This window comes from Mediterranea sp. ET5, from assembly GCF_023337025.1.
Classification (GTDB): Bacteria; Bacteroidota; Bacteroidia; order Bacteroidales; family Bacteroidaceae; genus Phocaeicola_A.
The window spans coordinates 136,123-155,033 of sequence record NZ_JAMBLN010000002.1 but is presented as its reverse complement, the minus strand read 5'-3'; the positions used below and the strand labels follow the sequence as shown (position 1 = coordinate 155,033).

Below are 18,911 nucleotides of genomic sequence, written 5' to 3'. Positions count from 1 at the left end.
ATGCTAGAAGCCAAACTGAACATCAATATACATGAAAACATTTCATATAGAACAACCCGACCAACAAATGCGTCCTCTGCTGGAGGCAAAAATCAATGACCTGACCAAACCGAAAGGGGCTTTGGGCAGACTGGAAGAACTGGCATTGCAAGTCGGATTGATCCAACAAACCCTCCGCCCGACTCTTCACCATCCGTGCAATATCCTTTTCGGAGGGGACCACGGCATTGCCGATGAGGGCGTCAGCGTGTCGCCCAAGGAAGTTACCTGGCAACAGATGATTCATTTCGCCGGAAGAAGACGGGCAGGAATCAACTTCTTTTGCCGTCAGCATGGTTTTACATTGAAGGTTGTGGATGCCGGAGTGGATTATGACTTTGAACCCCATTCGGGCATCATTGACAAGAAAGTCAGAAAAGGTACACGCAACTTCCTTCATGAAGCTGCCATGACCTCCAATGAGTTGAATCTCTGTTTCGAACGGGGAGCTGAAATCGTTACCCGCTGTTACAAGGAAGGCTGCAACATCGTCAGTTTCGGTGAGATGGGCATTGGCAATACGTCAGCATCCTCACTCTGGATGCATGCCTTCACGCACATCCCGCTTGACCGTTGTATCGGCGCCGGGAGCGGGCTGGACGATAAAGGGGTTCGACGCAAGTACCACATCTTGAAAGCGGCTTGGGGAAATTATGACGGCGATGGCTCGCCCCTCGACATCATCCGTTACTTCGGCGGTTACGAAATGGCAATGGCTGTCGGAGGAATGCTCCGGGCTGCCGAACTGCATATGATCATACTGGTTGACGGCTTCATCATGACCAACTGCCTGCTGGCAGCATCACGGCTCTATCCGGAAGTGACGGACTATGCCATTTTCGGACATCGGGGGGATGAGAACGGGCATGCACTGGTTCTTGAATACTTGCAGGCACGCCCCTTACTGGACTTGGGCATGCGCTTAGGAGAAGGGACCGGCGCCGTATGTGCCTACCCTCTGATAGATTCTGCGGTACGTATGCTGAATGAGATGGATACGTTTGGACGTGCATCCATCACCAAATATTTCTGAGATGAACCGATTGCTTGCTGCTCTGATGTTTTTCACGCGTCTGCCGTTGTGGCGCATCTGCCGGGTTCCTGTCGACAGCTTCAAACACCTGGTGGAGTACTGGCCGTTCGCCGGCTGGCTGACCGGTGGTGTCATGGCAGGTACTTACCTGCTGATGTCCGAGGTGTTTCCCCCTCTCGTGGCTGTCCTTTTAGCATTGGCCGCACGTCTGTTGCTGACAGGTGCCCTCCATGAAGACGGGCTTGCGGACTTCTTCGACGGGTTTGGAGGCGGCGGTAGCGACCGGCAGCGTATCCTTTCCATCATGAAAGATTCCCATATCGGAAGTTATGGAGTCATTGCGCTGATTGTCTATTTCCTACTGCTGACATCGCTCGTCTCATCCTTGCCTGCCGACCTTGCATGGCGGGCACTGCTGGGCTTTGACGTGTGGAACAAGTTTGTAGCATCCAATCTGATCAATCTCCTGAGTTATGCACGGAAGGAAACGGAGAGCAAGGCTCGCGTCATTTACGAACGCATGAACCTGCCCATGTTCCTGCTGGCATTTGCCGGAGGGGTGTGCTGGCTCCTTTTCCCGGACAGCATCGCTGTGCTATGGGGAGGTGCGTTCCTCTCCCTGGTCACATTCATCGGGCTGGTCCTTCTGATGAAGCGCCGCCTGCAGGGATACACCGGCGACTGTTGCGGAGCCACCTTCCTGCTGTGTGAACTGACGTCCTACGCAGGGCTGTATCTAACCAATTATTTCTGGCATTGATACTATGAACATCACTTTTATTCGTCACACTTCGGTCAATGTCCCGCGAGGCACGTGTTACGGCCAGACGGACGTTCCTTTGAACGCTTCATTCCCGGAAGAGGCAGCAGCCGTGTCGGCAGGTCTGGACGGACGCTCCTTTGACAAGGTGTACACCAGTCCGTTGAGCCGTTGCGTACGGTTGGCGGAATGGTGTGGTTTCCTCGACGCGGAGCGCGATGTGCGCTTGCTGGAACTGAACTTCGGTGAATGGGAAATGAAACGTTTCGATGACATCTCCGACCCACGCCTGCAATTGTGGTATGACGATTTCCTCCATGTCCGTGCCACCGGAGGCGAGTCATTCGAGGACCAGCGTACCCGCGTCTTTGCCTTTCTGGATGAAGTGCGTATCCTCCCTTACAATCAGGTGGCTGTCTTTGCGCATGGAGGCGTACTGCTATGCGCCGGTCTGTATGCGGGATTGGTCCGGGAGGAAGAAGCCTTCCATTCGCTGACACCTTATGGAGGAATGATTGAGATTGAGGTCTGACAGCTCTCCTTCCGCCCTCGTGTCCCGGCATCACACGACAATCAACCGGGATGCTTTTCGTCAGTTCCGTTTCAGCTCCAGCCGATGGTCAATCACGGCGGGCAATTCCTCTTCATAATGTGTCACCATGACCAGGGTCTTGTTGGGCCGCCGGCAGAAGGTCTCGATGACGTCTTTCACCAGCCGTCGGTTGGACAGGTCCAGACCGTGCATGGGCTCGTCGAGAATGAGCAGTTCAGGGTCCTTGACAAAGGCACGGGCCAGAAGCACCAACCGCTGCTCGCCGCTGGAAAGCTGGAGGAAGTTGCGGTCCTTCAATGCGGCAATACCGAAAATATCCATCCAGCGGACACACTGTTCCACATCTTCCGCATGCATTTGGCGGTACAACCCGATAGAGTCGTGCAACCCGGATGCAACGATGGAGACAGCCGGAAGATTCTTCAGATAAGCACGGTGCATCTCCGGGGAGACATAGCCGATGTGGCGCTTGATTTCCCAAATGCTCTCTCCCGAACCACGACGGCGTCCGAACAGGGAAATGTCGCAAGCATAGGACTGGGGATTATCGGCACAGACCAAGCTGAGCAGCGTAGACTTGCCGGAACCATTTCTTCCCGACAGCGCCCAGCGTTCGCCATTCATCACCTGCCAGTCCAGTTCACGGAGGATGGTGCGTTCTCCATAACGGATGCTCACGTGGTGCAGGTCAATCACACAGTCGGCTGCAAACTGCCTGTCACTAGCCGGAAGGGTGAGGATGCTCTGCACCTTCTCCTCCGGCAAAACGTGGGGTCGTATGTGTAACGGGGTTTGCAGATAGTCCGCACGGGTGAGCTTCGGACCACAGATACGGTCATTCACCTCCACGACATGAGTGATGAATGACGGAATCTCATCGGGACGCGACAATACCAGAATGAGCTGCATGCCCAGGCGTCCGCTCACAAGCTCCAGCAATGAACTGACAAACTCGCGTGCAGCGCCATCCAGCCCGATAAAGGGGTTATCCAGAATCAGCAGACGTGGTCCGGACAGGAGGGCCTTTGCCAGTTGGAACTTCCGCAGCTCACCACTGGAAAGGAGCACCATCGGCTTGTCCAGCAACCTATGCAGCTCCAGGACCTCAAACAGCCTCTCACGCATCCCGGCAGGGTCGCCTTCCGGAAGGCTGTCACGCACAAGCGGGGAATCTTCCGTATCCTGTGAATGCCAACGCTGCTGGTAATAATAGGTGCCGTCCGCCTCACCGTAAGAATCGCGGAAAGTGATGGAGCGGATATTCTCGGAAGCCAGCCGCGAAGCTCCCTCTCCGAAGTCATAAGCCGGTTCGTTCATGAGCAGCGGGTATTTCCCCGTCAGCGTGTCGACCAACAGACTCTTTCCGCCGCCGTTGGGACCGACAATGGCTAACTGTTCACCGGCTTCCATGCACAGATTTATCGGAGCAGCAAGCCGGTAGGCAGGATTACGTGCCACTCCGTTCACGATTTCAATAACTTTTCTCATACCTCGTCAAGTGTAAATGCTGTGACCGGAATCCCTCTTTCCGTCGTCCGTGTCAACGCACGACCTTGTCGGGGTTCTTCGCTATAAAATCTTTCCAACCGTGATAGGGCTTTGTCGTGTCGGGACGTCCCATCTGCAGATAGTGGCAGTAGGCTGCCGCCAGTCCGTCGGTGGCATCCATGAAGGGCAACATCGACTCCTGGGGAATGTGCAGGATGCGTTTGAGCATGTCGGCGACCTGTTCCTTGCTCGCCTGTCCGTTGCCGGTCAGCGCCATCTTGATTTTCAACGGGGCATATTCGGTGATAGGGATGTCATGATGGAGTGCCGCAGCCATGGCAACTCCCTGTGCACGTCCCAGCTTCAGCATGGACTGTACGTTCTTGCCAAAGAAAGGGGCCTCGATGGCGAGCTCGTCGGGCATATAAGCTTCGATGATGCCCGTGACGCGCTCGAAGATGCGGTGCAACTTCAGATAGTGGTTTCCGTACTTCCGCAAGTCAATGACACCAAGGGTCACCAGCTCCGGCTTCACTCCCACTACACGCAGTACTCCGTATCCCATGATGGTCGTTCCGGGGTCGATGCCCAGGATGACCTTCTCCTTGACCGGTTGTATCATTCGATGACCTCCATCAGGGTCGTAAAGCCCAGTACGTTGTCCTTGAATATCCTGGTAATCTCTCCGTCCAGCTTCTCGCCCTGCTTCACATACCACCGGTGCAGCGCCGTGCTGTCGTCGACCTCCCATTGCAGGGAGAAACATTCAGAATTGGGGTCCTTGTGGCTGAGGACACGCACCAGCCGCGGATTGCGCAGGCTGCCCTCCTCGACCACCTGGGGTATGTAGGCCTCGTGAAGCCAGATGACAAAATTGCGGGCTTCATCCATCGAGGTGTGATAGGTAGTGTTATAAATCAACATGTAGTTCTGCTTTCTTTGAGGTTTAGAAGGCTACTCTTCGTGAAATAGCCGTACAAAGGTAGGATAAAAAAATGAGATGACCTGCAAGTCCGCGATAAGTCCGGTAAAAGTACGGCTTAGACAGACCAAAGTATTATACTTAGACCCCCTAAGTATTATACTTAGGCTGCCAAAGTATTATACTTAGGTCCGTACAAGTAGGGCTTGTATGACGTCTAAGCCTGTCATCGATGCTGTAAGAGTGGCGTATGAACTTCCAGGACATAGACCGGCTGTGGTTCAAAGGGGACGGTACGTTCGCCATCCCCTTGCCGGGTGTGCTGTACAAACAGCTGAAGCTGACGGCATTGTTTCCAGTATTCCGCATCATACAGAGGCTCCCAGGCATCGACCGGGAACGGTGTCAGGTCGACCACCTGCCACGGACCGGCCGCCACGTCGTGCGTAAAGGCAACGGATACCCGGCTGTCGCGCTCCGCGTCACGGAAGAGGACGCAGGTCTGTCCCTCCGCCGCCACAATCAGCGGACGGGCGATGGGAATCATCTTTGTGCCTCCGCCTTTCAGCGAGAAGGGGGTCGTACGCCCGGAAACCTGACGGGTGTGCCAGGCGTGTCCGTCGTGCCACACCACCCGATACTGGGGCACCTGGCTGTCGGCTGCACGCCAGTAGGTGGCAATGTACGGATGTCCGCTTTCGTCGGCGGTCATGCTGGTCTGGTTGATGAGCTCCGAATTTTGAGGAATGCGGCAGGCATACTCGGCATTGTCCTGACGGATGGGCAGTTCATAGCGTGTGCCGTCGGTCCTGTACCAAGTCTTCCCGTCGTCGGGAGAGCAGGCATAGCACAGGTCGTGGTTTGTCTCCACATGCCACGTCTCCCGCCATACCCAGGAAAGATGGATTGTGCCCTGCCCGTCTACATAAGGTTGCCAATACGCGTTCCGTTCGCCCTCTCCATCGAGCAGGACATCCTGCACCCGGCTCCACGTCCGTGTCCGGGTGTCATAGCGGTTCATCACCAGGTTCCCCTGCCCCGAGGCGCCGGAACGGTAGGCGAAGAGCAAGTTTCCCTGTGACAGTCTGTAGAACTCCGGATAGGTGACATTCTCCTCATCTACTCCGGTCATCGCTTCCTTTTCGCCCAGTTCCAGGGAACAGGGTGCCACACTCCGGCAATAGTTCAGCGGCTGCCCATGGTGGTCAAAGGCTACATGCAGATAGCCTTCGCCATCCACCATCATGCTGATGACGTTGTGGGCATCCTTCACATTGCCCTTATATTGAGTCCGGTGCAGCGTCCATTGCCCGGAACCCTGTTTGCGTTTTCCCAGTGTCAGGTATCCTTCGGCATCGTAATAGCTGATGTACTGCACGCCTTTGTGAGTCACCAGGGCGCTGTTGCGGAAGATGGCGGTATTGACGGAGGTCTGGCTGTATCCTTTACCGACTTCCACCAGCCGTCCGCCTGACAGCCGGGAAGCATCGTCCTGTGCCCTGGCAAGTCCTCCGACTCCCAGGCAGACAGCAAGGAGCCACGCCCTCCAGAGGTTCTGTTTCAATCGTCTTTTCATAATCTTCAGTTTTTGTTCGGGTTGTCAAAGATACGGATAATAGTCAAAAAGAGATTCCGCATCACCCGGCAACGGCAATGTCACCGAACGATGCGGAATGTCTCTTTCGTCATCTCACCCGTTACTCCGTTTTCTGATAAACACGGATGTAATCGACACGGTATTCAAGCGGGAAGGTCGCCTCGATGGGACGTCCGTTGTTTCCACCGATGGCAAGATTCAGCATCATGCATTGCCCGAAGCCTTTCATGTCGTTGGAGAAAGGATTGATCGAGCCTCCGTCTCCGGCACCATGGTCTCCCCGGTTCCGCGTGGTACTCAGGTTTGTCTCGTTCAACAGCTCGTCGTCCAGGTAGATGCGGATATACTTTTCGTCCCAGTCCATGCGCCAGATGTGGTATTTGTCCGCCCACTTCGGGTCCTTCCCGGTGAAATGGGTAAGCGGGTAGTTCTTGGAATTCCAGGTCCCGCTCCAACGGGACGAACCACCCCAGCAGAGGTTGGCATGAATCTTATTCTTATAGAACTCCAGGATATCAATCTCTCCACCCAACGGCCATTCATACCAGTTCCCGGTAGACCAGATGGCAGGCCATCCGCCTTGCTCAACGGGCACTTTGGCACGGACAATCACCCTTCCGTATTTGAAGGCATAATCACCTTTTGCCACCACACATGCCGAGGTGTATTCCGCATATTCCCGTTTTTGTTTCCAGGCATTTCCACCTGAAGCGTTCGGGTTGTAGTTCGGGTTCTTCACGCGTTCCCGTCTGGCAGTGATGACCAAGGCATTCTCCTTCATCGACGCATTGTTCCTGCTGTACCATTGGTCTTCCTCGTTGCGTTGGAATCCCTCTTCGAAACGCCACATGGCTTCGTTCGGAGTGCCTTCCCCGTTGAACTCGTCGTGCCACAACAGCTTGTAGCCTCCCTCCAGCGTATGCCCGTCGGGTACTCCTTCACCGTCAGCAAGGAATACGGGGTCAACCTCGACTTTCACGTACGATACTTTGACAAAACACATCCATGTGTCTACCTTCCGGTTGATGGAATACGCCGTCGAGTGGGTGATGCTCAACGGGAGCACGTATGTTCTGCTTTCCTTCACCTTGTTCTGAATGTAATCAATCAGTTCGGGGACATGCACGATCAGGTTCACGTCGTCAGACAACGCAGCTCCGGCATTGAGCGTCAATTTCGTGTTCTGCAAGGTGTAGAACTCTTCGGGGAGCAATTCTGCACCCGCATACTTCTCATAGACCCCACCCTCGGCAGAGCGTGCAATCGCCTTGCTCAGTGAGTCTTTATTGACGACCAGGTCCACAACGGCTTCTTTGGCAGCCGTCCGGTTCTGATAGAGTGCCACATTCAGCTTATACACCTTGTTCCTTGCCTGTTTGTCGGCATCAAACTGGCATTCATACACGCTGTTGGATTCTGAACCGTTCCACACATCACGAGCCTGCTTGAGGACCAGTTGGTCTAGGTCCAGTGTGCCCCGGTATTTCAAATCCACATATTCCTCGTCACAGCTGTAGAGACCGGCTGAAAGGGCTGCCGCACAAAGCATCGCTGTTCCTATCATATTCTTTTTCATTGTTGTTATCAGTTTATTCATCCAAAGGTATTGTTTCAGGGTCATAGACATCGACTTCCACATCATAGAAGGAGAATTCCGACATGTGGAAATACTTGCTGTTGGCTGAAGCGGAAGTCACCAGGAAACGGAAGTGACTGAACTTCTTGCCGGGACGCACAAAGGCAGAGACGTATTCCGTCACACTCGACGCCGGCAGACCGGACAGGGAGGCTACTGTCTCCCAGGTCTTCCCGTCCGCACTGATTTGCAAGTCGGCAGCCGTGGGGAAACCATCCTTGTTGCCGATGTTACGTGTCACGTACTTGATTGCGAAATCCTCATGCTCCTCCTTGAAGTCAATCTGGATGTATTGCGGAAGAGGAACCTGCGGACTGCTCCACCGCGTGTGGAAGAAGGTGTTGGTGTTGCCATCAAGCAGGTTCGCAATCGGTCCTTCCGTCGGCTCCTGGTTGTCGGTGCTCAGTTGGTCCTTGGTCAGCTCCACCTTCATCCGTTTCACTTCGGTCAATGTGACGGGTGCGGGTCCTGACTGAGCCTTGACTTCCGTGACCCGGCTGCCTTCATGGAGGGCATTGAAAGTCTGGAAGCGAAAGGTATAGTCACCGAAACGTGCCCGTGTATTCTCCACCAGCAGCCCCGTAGTCCCCTTGGAGACAATCCGGCAGACATCCTCCTTCGACAAGGGGTCAAAGTAACGGATTTGCATGTAAGAGAAGTCCTCAGCCGGTTCTGTCCACGACAGCTTGATTTCCCCGGGCAAAGCTTCCGAACTGACTGTCGAAGCATCAAAAGCTACCGGGGTACCCGTAAACCCTTCCGTCTCAAACGGCTCGATTTTATCGTCACAAGCAGCCAGACCTGCCGCCATGCCTGCTGCAACCAACATGTATTTCAAATTGTATCTCATAGACTTGGTTTTAAATTCCACATCCGCCAGCTTACCGGTTGACAGGAGAGTGGCCTGCCAACCCCAATCGGCACATGCGGAAGTTGAATACTTTACTTTTGGGATTTATCCATACTCCTTGCACGTTGTTCACCAGCCCGGATTCTGTGTCAGCTTATTGTTCTTGCGTTTTTCAACATCCGGTATGGGGAAGAAGTACATCTTATCGTTCCACACCAACGGCTTTTCAATCCGTGTATAGGTGTAACGTCCGTCCGAGGTCTTGGTAATCTGCATCCGGGTAATGGACGTAAAGCCTCCTTCTTTCCATCGGCGTACATCCCAGAACCGGTGTCCTTCGAACGCCAGTTCCACCATGCGTTCCCGCTTGTACCGCTTCCAGAAGTCCGAGGGACTCATTGCCTCCGGGAAAGCCGGCATGTTTACACCCTGACGGGCACGCACCAGGTTGACCGCTTCACGCGCCGACATCCTGAAACCATCAGGAACCTCGTCTGCTGAACCGGTGTATTGGAACAGTGCTTCTGCATAATCCAGCAGGAATTCTCCCAGACGGAAGGTAATCCAGCTGTGACGTTTGCCTCCCGTGCTTCCGCCGGCACTGATGTCGATGCTGCCGTCCAGGTACTTTTTCAGGTAGTAGCCGGTCGGTGTGGCATAGGATATGGGAGCACCGTTCTTTCCTCCGACATAAGTCTCTAACGGTGTCGGATTGGTGTCGGGCCATTTATCCCCGTTACAGGCAATGGTCATCTTGAAACGGGGGTCGCGCCCTGCGTAGGGATTTGACGGATTGGGTTCTCCCCCATTCTGCATCCCATAGGCATCGACCAGCGTCTGTGTCGGGCAGTTCCCGGAACCGGCATTCTCCATGCCGATGGGAAAGTTCTCATATTCCGGAGTCGCCGTGTCACCGATGCGGCGAGCGAAAATCACTTCCGAGGCTTTGTAATTGTCCGTACCCCATAAATCGGTGTATTTGCCCAAGGTAATCCCATTATCTGCGCAATAGTCAATCACGTCCCGGGATGCCAGTGCCGCTTCTTTCCACAACGACTTGTCATCCGACGTGTTGAACAGCTTGCTCGCACGATACAGGGCGGCACGTGCCTTCAGTGCCAAAGCCGTTCCTCGTGTCACACGCCCGGTTTCCGGATTGGAGCCGCTGGCAGCATCTTCCCCCAAATCTTTGTAAGAGGTCGGAAGTTCCGGAGCGACTGCATCACACTCGCTGATTACAAAGTCAAAGACGTCAGCAGACGGTGTCCGGCTGAGCGTATTGGCTTCTTTCTCCGTAAGTACTTCCGTGTAGAAGGGCACGTCGCCGTAAGCACGTACCAGCAGGAAGTAATAGTAAGCACGCAACAGGCGGACTTCATACTGATAACGGTTGAAGCGGTTCATCTGTGCCTGATAGTCCTCCGTAAACCGCAGGTCATAAAATGTCAGGTCCTTGGCTTCTTTCAGGAAATAGTTTGCCGCACGGATTCCCGAATAGATGCCCCATTGTGATTTTGGATTCAGGGCAGACCAGTTGCCATTCGTATAGTCCAGGACCGACGACCAGCTTACTGCCATCTCTGCTTCATCGCAAGCCGACGCCAACGAGTGTACCCCGGGAAGGTCGGAGTCCAGGTAGGAATAGATGTTGTTTACAAAGCCTGCCGTACGTCCAAAATCACTGAAGATATACGTCTTGTCATAATTGGTAAATTCATGGTAGTCCATCTTGTCACTGCATCCTGCGGACAGGGCAGCCAGACAGGTCAAAGCCATGCATATTCTTGTTACTTTCATAGTCAAACATCATTTATTGTTCAATCATCATTGAATACCATTTAAATGCCAATCGAAAGCCCGACATGTACCGAACGGGTAGCTGGCCATACATTATTACCCATCGCTTCCGGGTCGGTCAGGTCAATGTGGTCCCAACTGAACAGGTCGACTCCTCTCACATAGAGCTTCGCCTGCTTCATCTTGATCTTGTTCAACCAGGCAGCCGGGAACTTGTAGTATACCTCGCAATTGCGCAATTTCAGGAAGGAACGGTCCGCAAGCCAGACAGAACTGTAATGCTGCGTGTTGTTATCAACCGTCTCCGTGCTCAGCCTGGGGAAGCGTGCGTCAGGAGTCTCAGGTGTCCAGTGGTTCCCGGCAACATGCTCGGATATGGAGATATTGCCTACCAATGGTCTGTACAGATAGGAATCCAGAATGGCAGTATAGTTGCCAGTTCCCTGGAAATAGGCTCTGACTCCCCAGCCTTTCCACTCCAGCCCCAGATTGAACCCGTAGTAGATTTCCGGACAGCTGGTATTGTATCCCATCGGAACCTTATCGTTCTCGTTGATGACCTTATCGCCGTTGATGTCTTTGTATTTGATGTCTCCCGGCTTCACCGGACCGAACTGCTGTGGCAGGCTATTGGCGATATCGGCATCATCGACGAAATATCCCGTTGCCTGCAAACCGAATAGCTGACCGACCGAATGTCCGGTCTGGTACAAATAGTCGTAAGCCTTGGGCTCTTCCAGCATTTCTTTAATCTTATTGCGATTGAACGAATAATTAGCTCCGGCACTCAGCAGGAAGTCACCCAGCCTTTTGGCATAATCCAGTCCGACCTCCACACCGTGGCTGTCGACTATACCGGCATTGACATAGGGACTCTCGATGCCCAATACGGCTGAATTCTGTCCGGCGGCACTGACCCAGATGTCTGAGCGTCTCTGATAGTACCCGTCGACAGACAACGTAAGTGACTTGAGCAAGGTGACATCCATGCCTGCATTATATTTATAAGCCTTCTCGGTTGTCCCGTTCGAAGAAGCCAACCGACCTTCCGTCCAGCCTCCATCTCCACCGAAGTTATCCTGCACCGGATAGCTGCCACCGCCTCCGACGGCAGCATTCCAATAGCCCTGGAACGGGATGTTATCGGTGTGAATCACGCCGAAGGAAGCCCGGAGCTTCATGAAATCAATAACGGACTGGCGCTTCATGAAGGCCTCGTTCGAGAGCACCCAGGCTACGCCGACGGTAGGTGCCAGCCCCCAACGGCTGTCCGGGTCGAGATTGTTGGAAGCCGAAGTCGTCAGGATGAAATCTGCGAAATAGCGGTTATCGTATCCATAGTGGGTATACCAGGAGGCACTTTGTGTGTACAGGGTGTTGTTGACCCCGTTCATGTTGTCATACTTATACGTATAGAGCAGCATGGAAGACACACTGTGCTTGTCGAAACGACGTGCCCAATCGACATGTGCCTGGAAGTTGAACGAACGGTGCTGCCAGTCGAGCTTGGCAAAATTGTCTCCGCCGGTGACTTGTCCGACGGTACCTCCCTCAAAATCGGAGAACTCTGTCGGTACTCCATTCTCCCATGCCGTCACCGAACGCATGCCGTACTTGGCACTTTGCCTGTAGTCCTCCCAATAGGAAGCGATGTTGTCATATCCAAGTCGCAGTGAAGCACTCAGGCCCTCGGTCAGAGATGACAGATCCTGCTGAAGCTGCATGTCAGCATATAAGGCACGGGTATGTCCCTTGGTGTATCCACGGCCTTGGGACAGGTAGACCGGATTCTGGTCTCCTCCCCAGGTTGCATTGCCACCCCACAGTCCCTTTTCCGTACGGATGGGGAAAGCTGCAGAGGGGACCGTGAATACCTTTCCTATCAGGTTCTCTCCGGAGGAAGCCGGACGGCTGAACTCGTTCAGAACACCCATCAGGTTGGCTTGCATACGGGTAGTCCTGGTCAAATCGATGTCCAGATTGGAACGGAAATTGGCTTGGGAATATTTGTTTTGAGTCGAGTATCCCTCATTGGCATCTGCATTCTTGATGAAGCCCTTATCGTTCTGCAGGTTGATAAGGGTGAAGTAACGCATCTTCGACGTACCGCCCCGGAAAGTCAACGTTGCGATATCCGAGGCTCCATGGGAACGGAACACTTCATCCGCCCAGTTCACATTGGGATACAGGTAGGGATACTTGCCACTCCGGAACGCATCCAGTTCATTCTGGGAATAGCGGGGAGTACGTCCGTCATTTGACAGCGCTTCGTTCATAGCCTTGGCATACACATAGGCATCTGCCATCTTGGGGATGCGGGTCTGTGCAGTAAAGGCATGGTCATAGTAAAAGTTGATTTCCCGTGTACGGTATTTGCCACGCTTGGTCACGACATTCACCACACCATTGATTCCTCCATAACCGTAGAGGGCCACTGCCGCTGCATCGCGCAACACGGATACTGATTCCACTTCTTCAGGTGTGATGTAGTTCAACGCATTCCAGTTATTATCCCGTTCCAGACCGTCGATTACCAGCAGAATGCCATTGTTCCCGTTCAAGGTCTGTAGCCCACGGATGAACATGGAAGGTTTCTGGTCCTGCATATTCCCGGTCTTCTGCAAGGTTGTCAGTCCCGTCACATTGCCAAACAGCGAGTTGCCGATATTCATGGCAGAACGCGTACTGATATCCTCCGCATAGACGGTCGACACGGCTCCGGTTGCTTCCAGCCTGTTCTGATTCAGTCCGAAGCCATAGTCAACATGTTCGGATGCGAAATCCATCTTCACCGTCATCAGGCGGTCGTTTGCTACGGGGACGACCTTAAACGAACCGTTTCCGGTCAGTACCTTTATATTGTTGCCTTCCGCAGCAGCAATCTCGAACATACCGTTCCGGTCCGTAGCCACCTGTATGTTCGGATTGTCCAAAACGAGCACCAAGGCTCCTTCTACGGGGTTGCCTTTCTTGTCTATGACCTTGCCTTTCACATTGACATTCTGTGCCAACGCATTCATTGTCATACAGGCCAGCATCGCCCAAACTGTTATCTTATATTTCTTCATATTGTTCCTTTTTAGTAATTGACTAGCAATAAGCTGACTAATTCCAACCGGGATTCTGGGTCAATCCGTATTCCTTGTTTACTTCCGAGGGAGGGAATGCCGACAGATACCACTTCGGACTGAAGTTCGTCCACCAGGAGCGTGCCGTGTTGCTCAGCGTGAACACTTCATAACGGAAGTCAGCCGGTTTCTTGGGGAATTCAGAAGCGTTTCCACTCGTGCCACTCCAGGGGAGGTCACCACCGCCGTCATTGCGATAGATGCGCAAGCCGTGTAACTTCTTTTGGAACAGGTCTGCCTGTTTGTAACGAATCATATCGAAGAAGCGCACATCTTCCAGTCCCAATTCACAAGCCCGTTCACGCAGAATCTCTGCCAGCAAGGCCTCTTTGTCGGAGGTCAGATGCTTGTCCGGATTGCAGGCGTTCAGGTCACCCAGACCGACACGGGCACGCACTTTGTTTACCTGTTCGATGGCACCTGCCAGGTCGCCTGTCTGCAACAAAGCTTCCGCATAAATCAAGTAGACTTCAGCCAATCGCAGGTAGGGCCACTCCAGGTAGTTGCCTGCCAGGCTGCTCTTGCCTTCCTTGAAGAACTTATAGCAGCTGAAGCCGGTTGCCGTGCGTCCGGTCTCTAGGCGGGAACCGTCGATGTTGTCGCGTCCGCCGACCCAAAGCTCGGCTGCATGGTCGCCAAAGCGTGCTCCGTTGACCAGGATGGTCTCATAGAGGCGCGGGTCCCGATTCGGACGTTTGTAGTCGTTGTTTTCGAAGAACGGCTGGGCACCGTCTTTCAGATAATCCTCGGTGAATGGTTTGCCGTCGCTCATGGGGAACATTTCCATGTATTCCAACGTCGGGGTATAGCCACCAAAGGTCACCCATTCACCCCAATAATACCACCAGTCCCAATTGTACTTACCGATGATGCGTGTGGAAATCAGCAGCTCGGTATTGTTTTCGCGGATGAAGTAGGCCTTGTTGAAGGCGGCGCGATAGCCGTCGTTCGTCGCCGACTCCGGCTGAATCAGCCGGTAGTATCCTTTGGACTGCAATTCGGCAAAGAACTCCTTGCAGGCAGTCAGGCAACGGTTCCACCATTCGGGATTGTAACCGCCATACCATGCCTGCTTCTTCTCTATGGCTTCCTGGGGAGCTTCCGTGCAATAGGGTTCCTTGTCGTTGAACAGCGGACTGGCAGCAAACAGGAGCACCTTGCACTTCAGTCCCATGGCTGACGCTTTCGTGAATCGTCCCTGCCAGTTGGTGTCATCCGAACCCAAGTCCCAAGGAAGGACTGCGGCAGCTTCATCCAGCAGACCGACAATAAAGTTCACCGTTTCTTCTGCCGTGGCACGGGGTATCTCGTACGCAGCCTCTACGCCGTAGGACTGTTTGACCAAGGGCAAACCGCCAAAATGCCGGAACAGGTCAAAATAACGGGAAGCGATGATGACCTTGGCTTCAGCTGTCAGACGTGCCTTCTCAGCTTCTTCCATATCGGGGACACGCCCCACATTCTCCATAAATATTCTGGCAGCCCGGACAGCCTGCCAGCAGTTCTCTTTCGTATAGCCGAAGCGGGTGTCGTCTCCCTCATCTTCATGATTCGCCCGATAGGCCCCGGAATAATATTTGCGGTTGATACCGTCCCACAGGTTGTGGCTGTGCCAGCAGTCGGACAGGGTCTCAAACATGCCGGTATTCATCTTGCCATCCACCTGATTCCAGTTGGTCGCCAACCCGTAATACATGTAGCTGTACGTTTTCCACAAGAACGCACGGGCATATTCGGCCTTGCCAAAGATACTGTCCTGGTTCATGTCGCCCGTGTCAGGAGCCTTCTCCAGGAAGCTGTCACCAAACTTTACCTCGTCGACGCATGAAGAGAAGAGATACGTCCCTCCTACACATGCAGCCATACACAACCTTATCAGTTTTTTCATATCTAAAATTCTTTGTTACACAATGATACCTGTCAAATCAGAACCCGACTTTCAGACCGATGTTGAAGACACGGGTCAAGGGATAGTTGGGACGGTCGCTCTGCCGGGACTCCGGGTCTCCCCACATGAAGTCCGTAAAGGTCAGCAGGTTGTAACCATTCACATACAGACGGCAATCCTTTACCTTCAGCTTGTTCAGGAAAGGAAAGTCCATGTTGTAGCCAATCTCGATGTTCTTCAGACGCATATAGCTGGCATTTACCAGGTAGAGGTCAGAACCGGCATAGTTGTTACCGGCATGGCTACTGGAAGCGCGGGGGAACTTCGCCGTAAATGAATCGGCCGATGTACGCCAGGTGTTTTCATATTGATACAGGAGCAGTCCCTTATTGTTCGTGTCACCCAGCGGACGGCGGAACTCACTTAGCATCCGGTCTACATGCCACGCAGCATTCCAGGTCATGGAGAAATCGAATTTGCCCCAGGTGAAGCCGGCGCTGAACCCGGACGTATATTCCGGCACGTCCGTATATCCGATGTCACGGGTCACGTCGTTACCGTCCAGCTTGCCATCCTTGTTCAGGTCGACGTATACAGCGTCACCCGGAACCAGCGTGATACCGTGATTGGCTATCGGAAGTCCGAACTCCTCCTGATAGCGTGCGTCGGCTGTCTCGTCATAGAATCCCCAGAACTTGTACATGGCTCGGGAGTTGATGCGTCGCCCGGTTTCGTACATGTAAGGCTCGTTCTGCTTCACTTCATTCTTGTACACGATCTTGTTCCGGGCATAGGACAGGTTGAAGTTTGCCCAATAGCGGAATTTCTCGTCCAGGTTATCACCCCACTTCACCTGCAACTCATACCCCTTGTTCTCCACTTCTCCGACATTGACCGGAGGCAGGACCATACCCAGAATATTCGGCAGGTAGTCGGGCTTGGTGAGGATGTCTTTCCGATGCTCGATGAAGTAATCGACAGAAACGCTCAGGCGGTCATTCAGGACATTGAAGTCAACCCCATAGTTCTGCTTGAGGGAGGTCTCCCATTTCGATTCGGGGTTCGACTGCGAAGCTTCATAGGCGCCGGGCTTCTTGTTTCCTACATTCTGGCCGAAATAGTATCCGTCACTGCCTCCATAGGTATACTTGCCGGGCAGGTAGATGAAACGTTCGGAACCGTTCTTGTCATTACCGACGAGACCGACGGAACCGCGCAGCTTCAAATAGCCCACATACTTCTTCAACGGCTTGAAGAAAGGCTCTTCACTGATGACCCATCCCCACGAACCGGCAGGGAACAAGCCGTAACGGTTTCCCTTGGCAAAGTTCTCCGAACCGTTGTAGCCGACGTTGAATTCCGCCATGTAACGGGTCTTCCAGTCATAGGTGACACGACCGACAAGACCGACATAGCCGGAGGGGATGTAGCTGTACACACCGCCCGGATAGTAGCGTTTCGACTGGTTGTAGAGCAACAGTCCGGACACATTGTGGTCACCGAACTTGCGTCCGTAGTTCAGCGAGGTCTCCATGTACCAGTCCCGGGCCTTGCCGAAATCGCCGTCGCTGTAGCTCAACTGACTGTCCGAACCGTTCTTCTTGAAGTAGACGGACCCATCGTCGGCTATTACAGGCGTATAGGTTGCCACGGATGCACTGGTACGCTTCACGTCGGAGTAGGACGAGTTGTAGGCTCCTTTCAGCTTGAAGGAGAGTCCTTCGGTGATGAAGTCCAGCTTCTGGGTCAGGGCAAGGTCCACATTCAACACGTTGTTGGTCCGTGTCCGTGCCCCCTTGCCATAATAGGACGCCAGACCGTCAGTGCCTGTAAAGGGCAGGTAATCCCCGTTCGACTTGACATACATGCCATTGACAATGCCCGGACTGGCGAAAGGAACTGCCCAATAGAGCTTACGGAACAGCTGGTTCTGGTCTTCATCCGATTCAGGCGTACTCTTGGTCTCGATGCGTCCGCCGATATTCACCGACAGCAACGTCGTCCGGGTCACATCAAAGTCCAGGTTGGCGCGGTAGTTGTAACGCTTGTAGTCGAAATTGAAGTCATCGGCAGCATTGAAGGTCTTGAACATGCCGTTCTGTGAGAAGAAACCCACTGACACGAAATAACGCATCCAGTCTGTACCTCCTGAGATATTCGCATTGTGCTGTGACTGGATGGACGACTTGTTCATGCAGTAATCAATCCAGTTGATATCGGGATAAAACAACGGATTGGTGTGGTCGCGGAAGGTTACCAGCTGTTCGTCGCTGAATGCCGGCTTTCCACCATCGTTCACCAACATCATGTTGTAGTAGTCGGCATACTGATAGGAATTGGCAAAGTCCAGGTCCTTCGTACGCACGTTGATACCTAATGAAGTGGAGAAGGATATCTTCGCCTTGCCTTCTGCGCCACGCTTGGTCGTGATCAGGATGACGCCGTTCGCACCGCGCACGCCGAACACGGCCGTTGCGGAGGCATCTTTCAGCACCGTGATGCTCTCGATTTCATTGGGGTCAATCTGCGACATGTCCCGTTCCACCCCATCCACCTGAATCAACGGAGCAGACGAACCTGCATAGGTCGCAATGCCTCGCACATAAATGTCGGCAGCGTCAGCGCCCGGCTCTCCCGAATATTGGACGGTCGAGATACCGGTCACCTGTCCGGACAGGATGTTGTTGATGGAGCCGGCCGGAGTCTTCAGCAAGTCATCTCCCCGCATGGAAGAGATGGCTCCGGTCACGGACACCTTTTTCTGTACACCATAAGCCACGACCTGGACCTCATTCAGCTGTTGCGAATCGTCCTCCAGGGTGACCGTCAGGTCGGCGGCATCCTTCCGGACCGTCACAAACTGTTCCTTATAACCGATGAAACTGATTTTTAGTTTTGCACCCACAGGCACATTCAAAGCGAATTTACCATCCAGGTCAGTGACGCATCCTGTCGTGGTCCCTTCCACGGTCACGTTGGCACCGATAACCGGAATACCTTTTTCGTCCTTCACCACTCCTTTCACTCTGACCGTGTTCTGTTGCACCGTCTCCGGCATAGGCTCTGTCGCACAATAAGCCTCTAACGGAACAGGCAGACACATACACAGCAGCATAGCGGCAGGAAACAACCTACGAGAAGTTAAAGCAGTTCGCTCGAAAATTTTCCCATGCATTTCCATTTGCAATCATTTTAATATTTAAACTTTGGTATTAGCCTC

At 53.4% G+C, this 18,911-nt stretch carries 13 protein-coding genes; 3 read left to right on the top strand and 10 right to left on the bottom strand.

Going from position 1 to position 18,911, the window contains the following annotated elements; genetic code table 11:
* Positions 1-31 precede the first annotated feature (31 nt).
* Genes cobT through cobC form a run of 3 tightly spaced genes read left to right on the top strand, consistent with a single transcriptional unit; the run spans position 32 to position 2,364 of the window.
* The gene (cobT, locus tag M3087_RS02090; protein WP_106484932.1) at positions 32-1,072 is read left to right on the top strand and encodes a nicotinate-nucleotide--dimethylbenzimidazole phosphoribosyltransferase; all 1,041 of its coding nucleotides are present in this window, start codon (positions 32-34) and stop codon (positions 1,070-1,072) included.
* Position 1,073: 1 nt separating this feature from the next.
* Positions 1,074-1,832: an adenosylcobinamide-GDP ribazoletransferase gene (locus M3087_RS02085; RefSeq protein WP_249093401.1), complete on the top strand. Its 759-nt coding sequence runs from the start codon at positions 1,074-1,076 to the stop codon at positions 1,830-1,832.
* Between the two features lie 4 nt (positions 1,833-1,836).
* Positions 1,837-2,364 carry an alpha-ribazole phosphatase gene (gene cobC, locus M3087_RS02080; RefSeq protein ID WP_022384529.1) on the top strand — a complete coding sequence of 176 codons (528 nt, stop codon included), beginning with the start codon at positions 1,837-1,839 and terminating at the stop codon, positions 2,362-2,364.
* Positions 2,365-2,424: 60 nt separating this feature from the next.
* Here the strand turns inward: cobC and M3087_RS02075 are convergent, their stop codons facing one another.
* The 10 genes from M3087_RS02075 to M3087_RS02030 all read right to left on the bottom strand — a co-directional run bounded on the left by M3087_RS02075 (position 2,425) and on the right by M3087_RS02030 (position 18,866).
* Positions 2,425-3,873 (bottom strand): ATP-binding cassette domain-containing protein, encoded by a 1,449-nt coding sequence (locus M3087_RS02075; protein ID WP_249093399.1) that lies wholly within the window; start codon positions 3,871-3,873, stop codon positions 2,425-2,427.
* Between the two features lie 52 nt (positions 3,874-3,925).
* Positions 3,926-4,495, bottom strand: coding sequence for a crossover junction endodeoxyribonuclease RuvC (gene ruvC, locus M3087_RS02070; RefSeq protein WP_022384531.1), 570 nt, complete (start codon positions 4,493-4,495; stop codon positions 3,926-3,928).
* Entirely contained in the window at positions 4,492-4,797 is a 306-nt protein-coding gene (locus M3087_RS02065; protein WP_022384532.1) for a DUF4286 family protein, read from the bottom strand. Before M3087_RS02065 ends, ruvC begins: the two co-directional genes overlap by 4 nt.
* Positions 4,798-5,021: 224 nt before the next feature.
* Positions 5,022-6,371: a BNR repeat-containing protein gene (locus tag M3087_RS02060; protein WP_249093397.1), complete on the bottom strand. Its 1,350-nt coding sequence runs from the start codon at positions 6,369-6,371 to the stop codon at positions 5,022-5,024.
* A gap of 121 nt (positions 6,372-6,492) precedes the next feature.
* Positions 6,493-7,968, bottom strand: coding sequence for a BT_3987 domain-containing protein (locus M3087_RS02055; protein WP_249093394.1), 1,476 nt, complete (start codon positions 7,966-7,968; stop codon positions 6,493-6,495).
* Positions 7,969-7,981: 13 nt separating this feature from the next.
* Positions 7,982-8,878 carry a discoidin domain-containing protein gene (locus M3087_RS02050; RefSeq protein ID WP_249093391.1) on the bottom strand — a complete coding sequence of 299 codons (897 nt, stop codon included), beginning with the start codon at positions 8,876-8,878 and terminating at the stop codon, positions 7,982-7,984.
* Between the two features lie 129 nt (positions 8,879-9,007).
* On the bottom strand, positions 9,008-10,675 hold the full coding sequence (locus tag M3087_RS02045) for a RagB/SusD family nutrient uptake outer membrane protein (protein ID WP_249093388.1): 1,668 nt from the start codon (positions 10,673-10,675) through the stop codon (positions 9,008-9,010).
* 41 nt (positions 10,676-10,716) lie between these two features.
* Positions 10,717-13,743, bottom strand: coding sequence for a SusC/RagA family TonB-linked outer membrane protein (locus M3087_RS02040; RefSeq protein ID WP_249093386.1), 3,027 nt, complete (start codon positions 13,741-13,743; stop codon positions 10,717-10,719).
* A 37-nt stretch (positions 13,744-13,780) separates the two neighbouring features.
* On the bottom strand, positions 13,781-15,691 hold the full coding sequence (locus M3087_RS02035) for a RagB/SusD family nutrient uptake outer membrane protein (protein WP_249093384.1): 1,911 nt from the start codon (positions 15,689-15,691) through the stop codon (positions 13,781-13,783).
* A gap of 37 nt (positions 15,692-15,728) precedes the next feature.
* Positions 15,729-18,866, bottom strand: a complete 3,138-nt coding sequence (locus M3087_RS02030) for a SusC/RagA family TonB-linked outer membrane protein (protein WP_410796784.1) — start codon at positions 18,864-18,866, stop codon at positions 15,729-15,731.
* Positions 18,867-18,911: the final 45 nt, after the last annotated feature.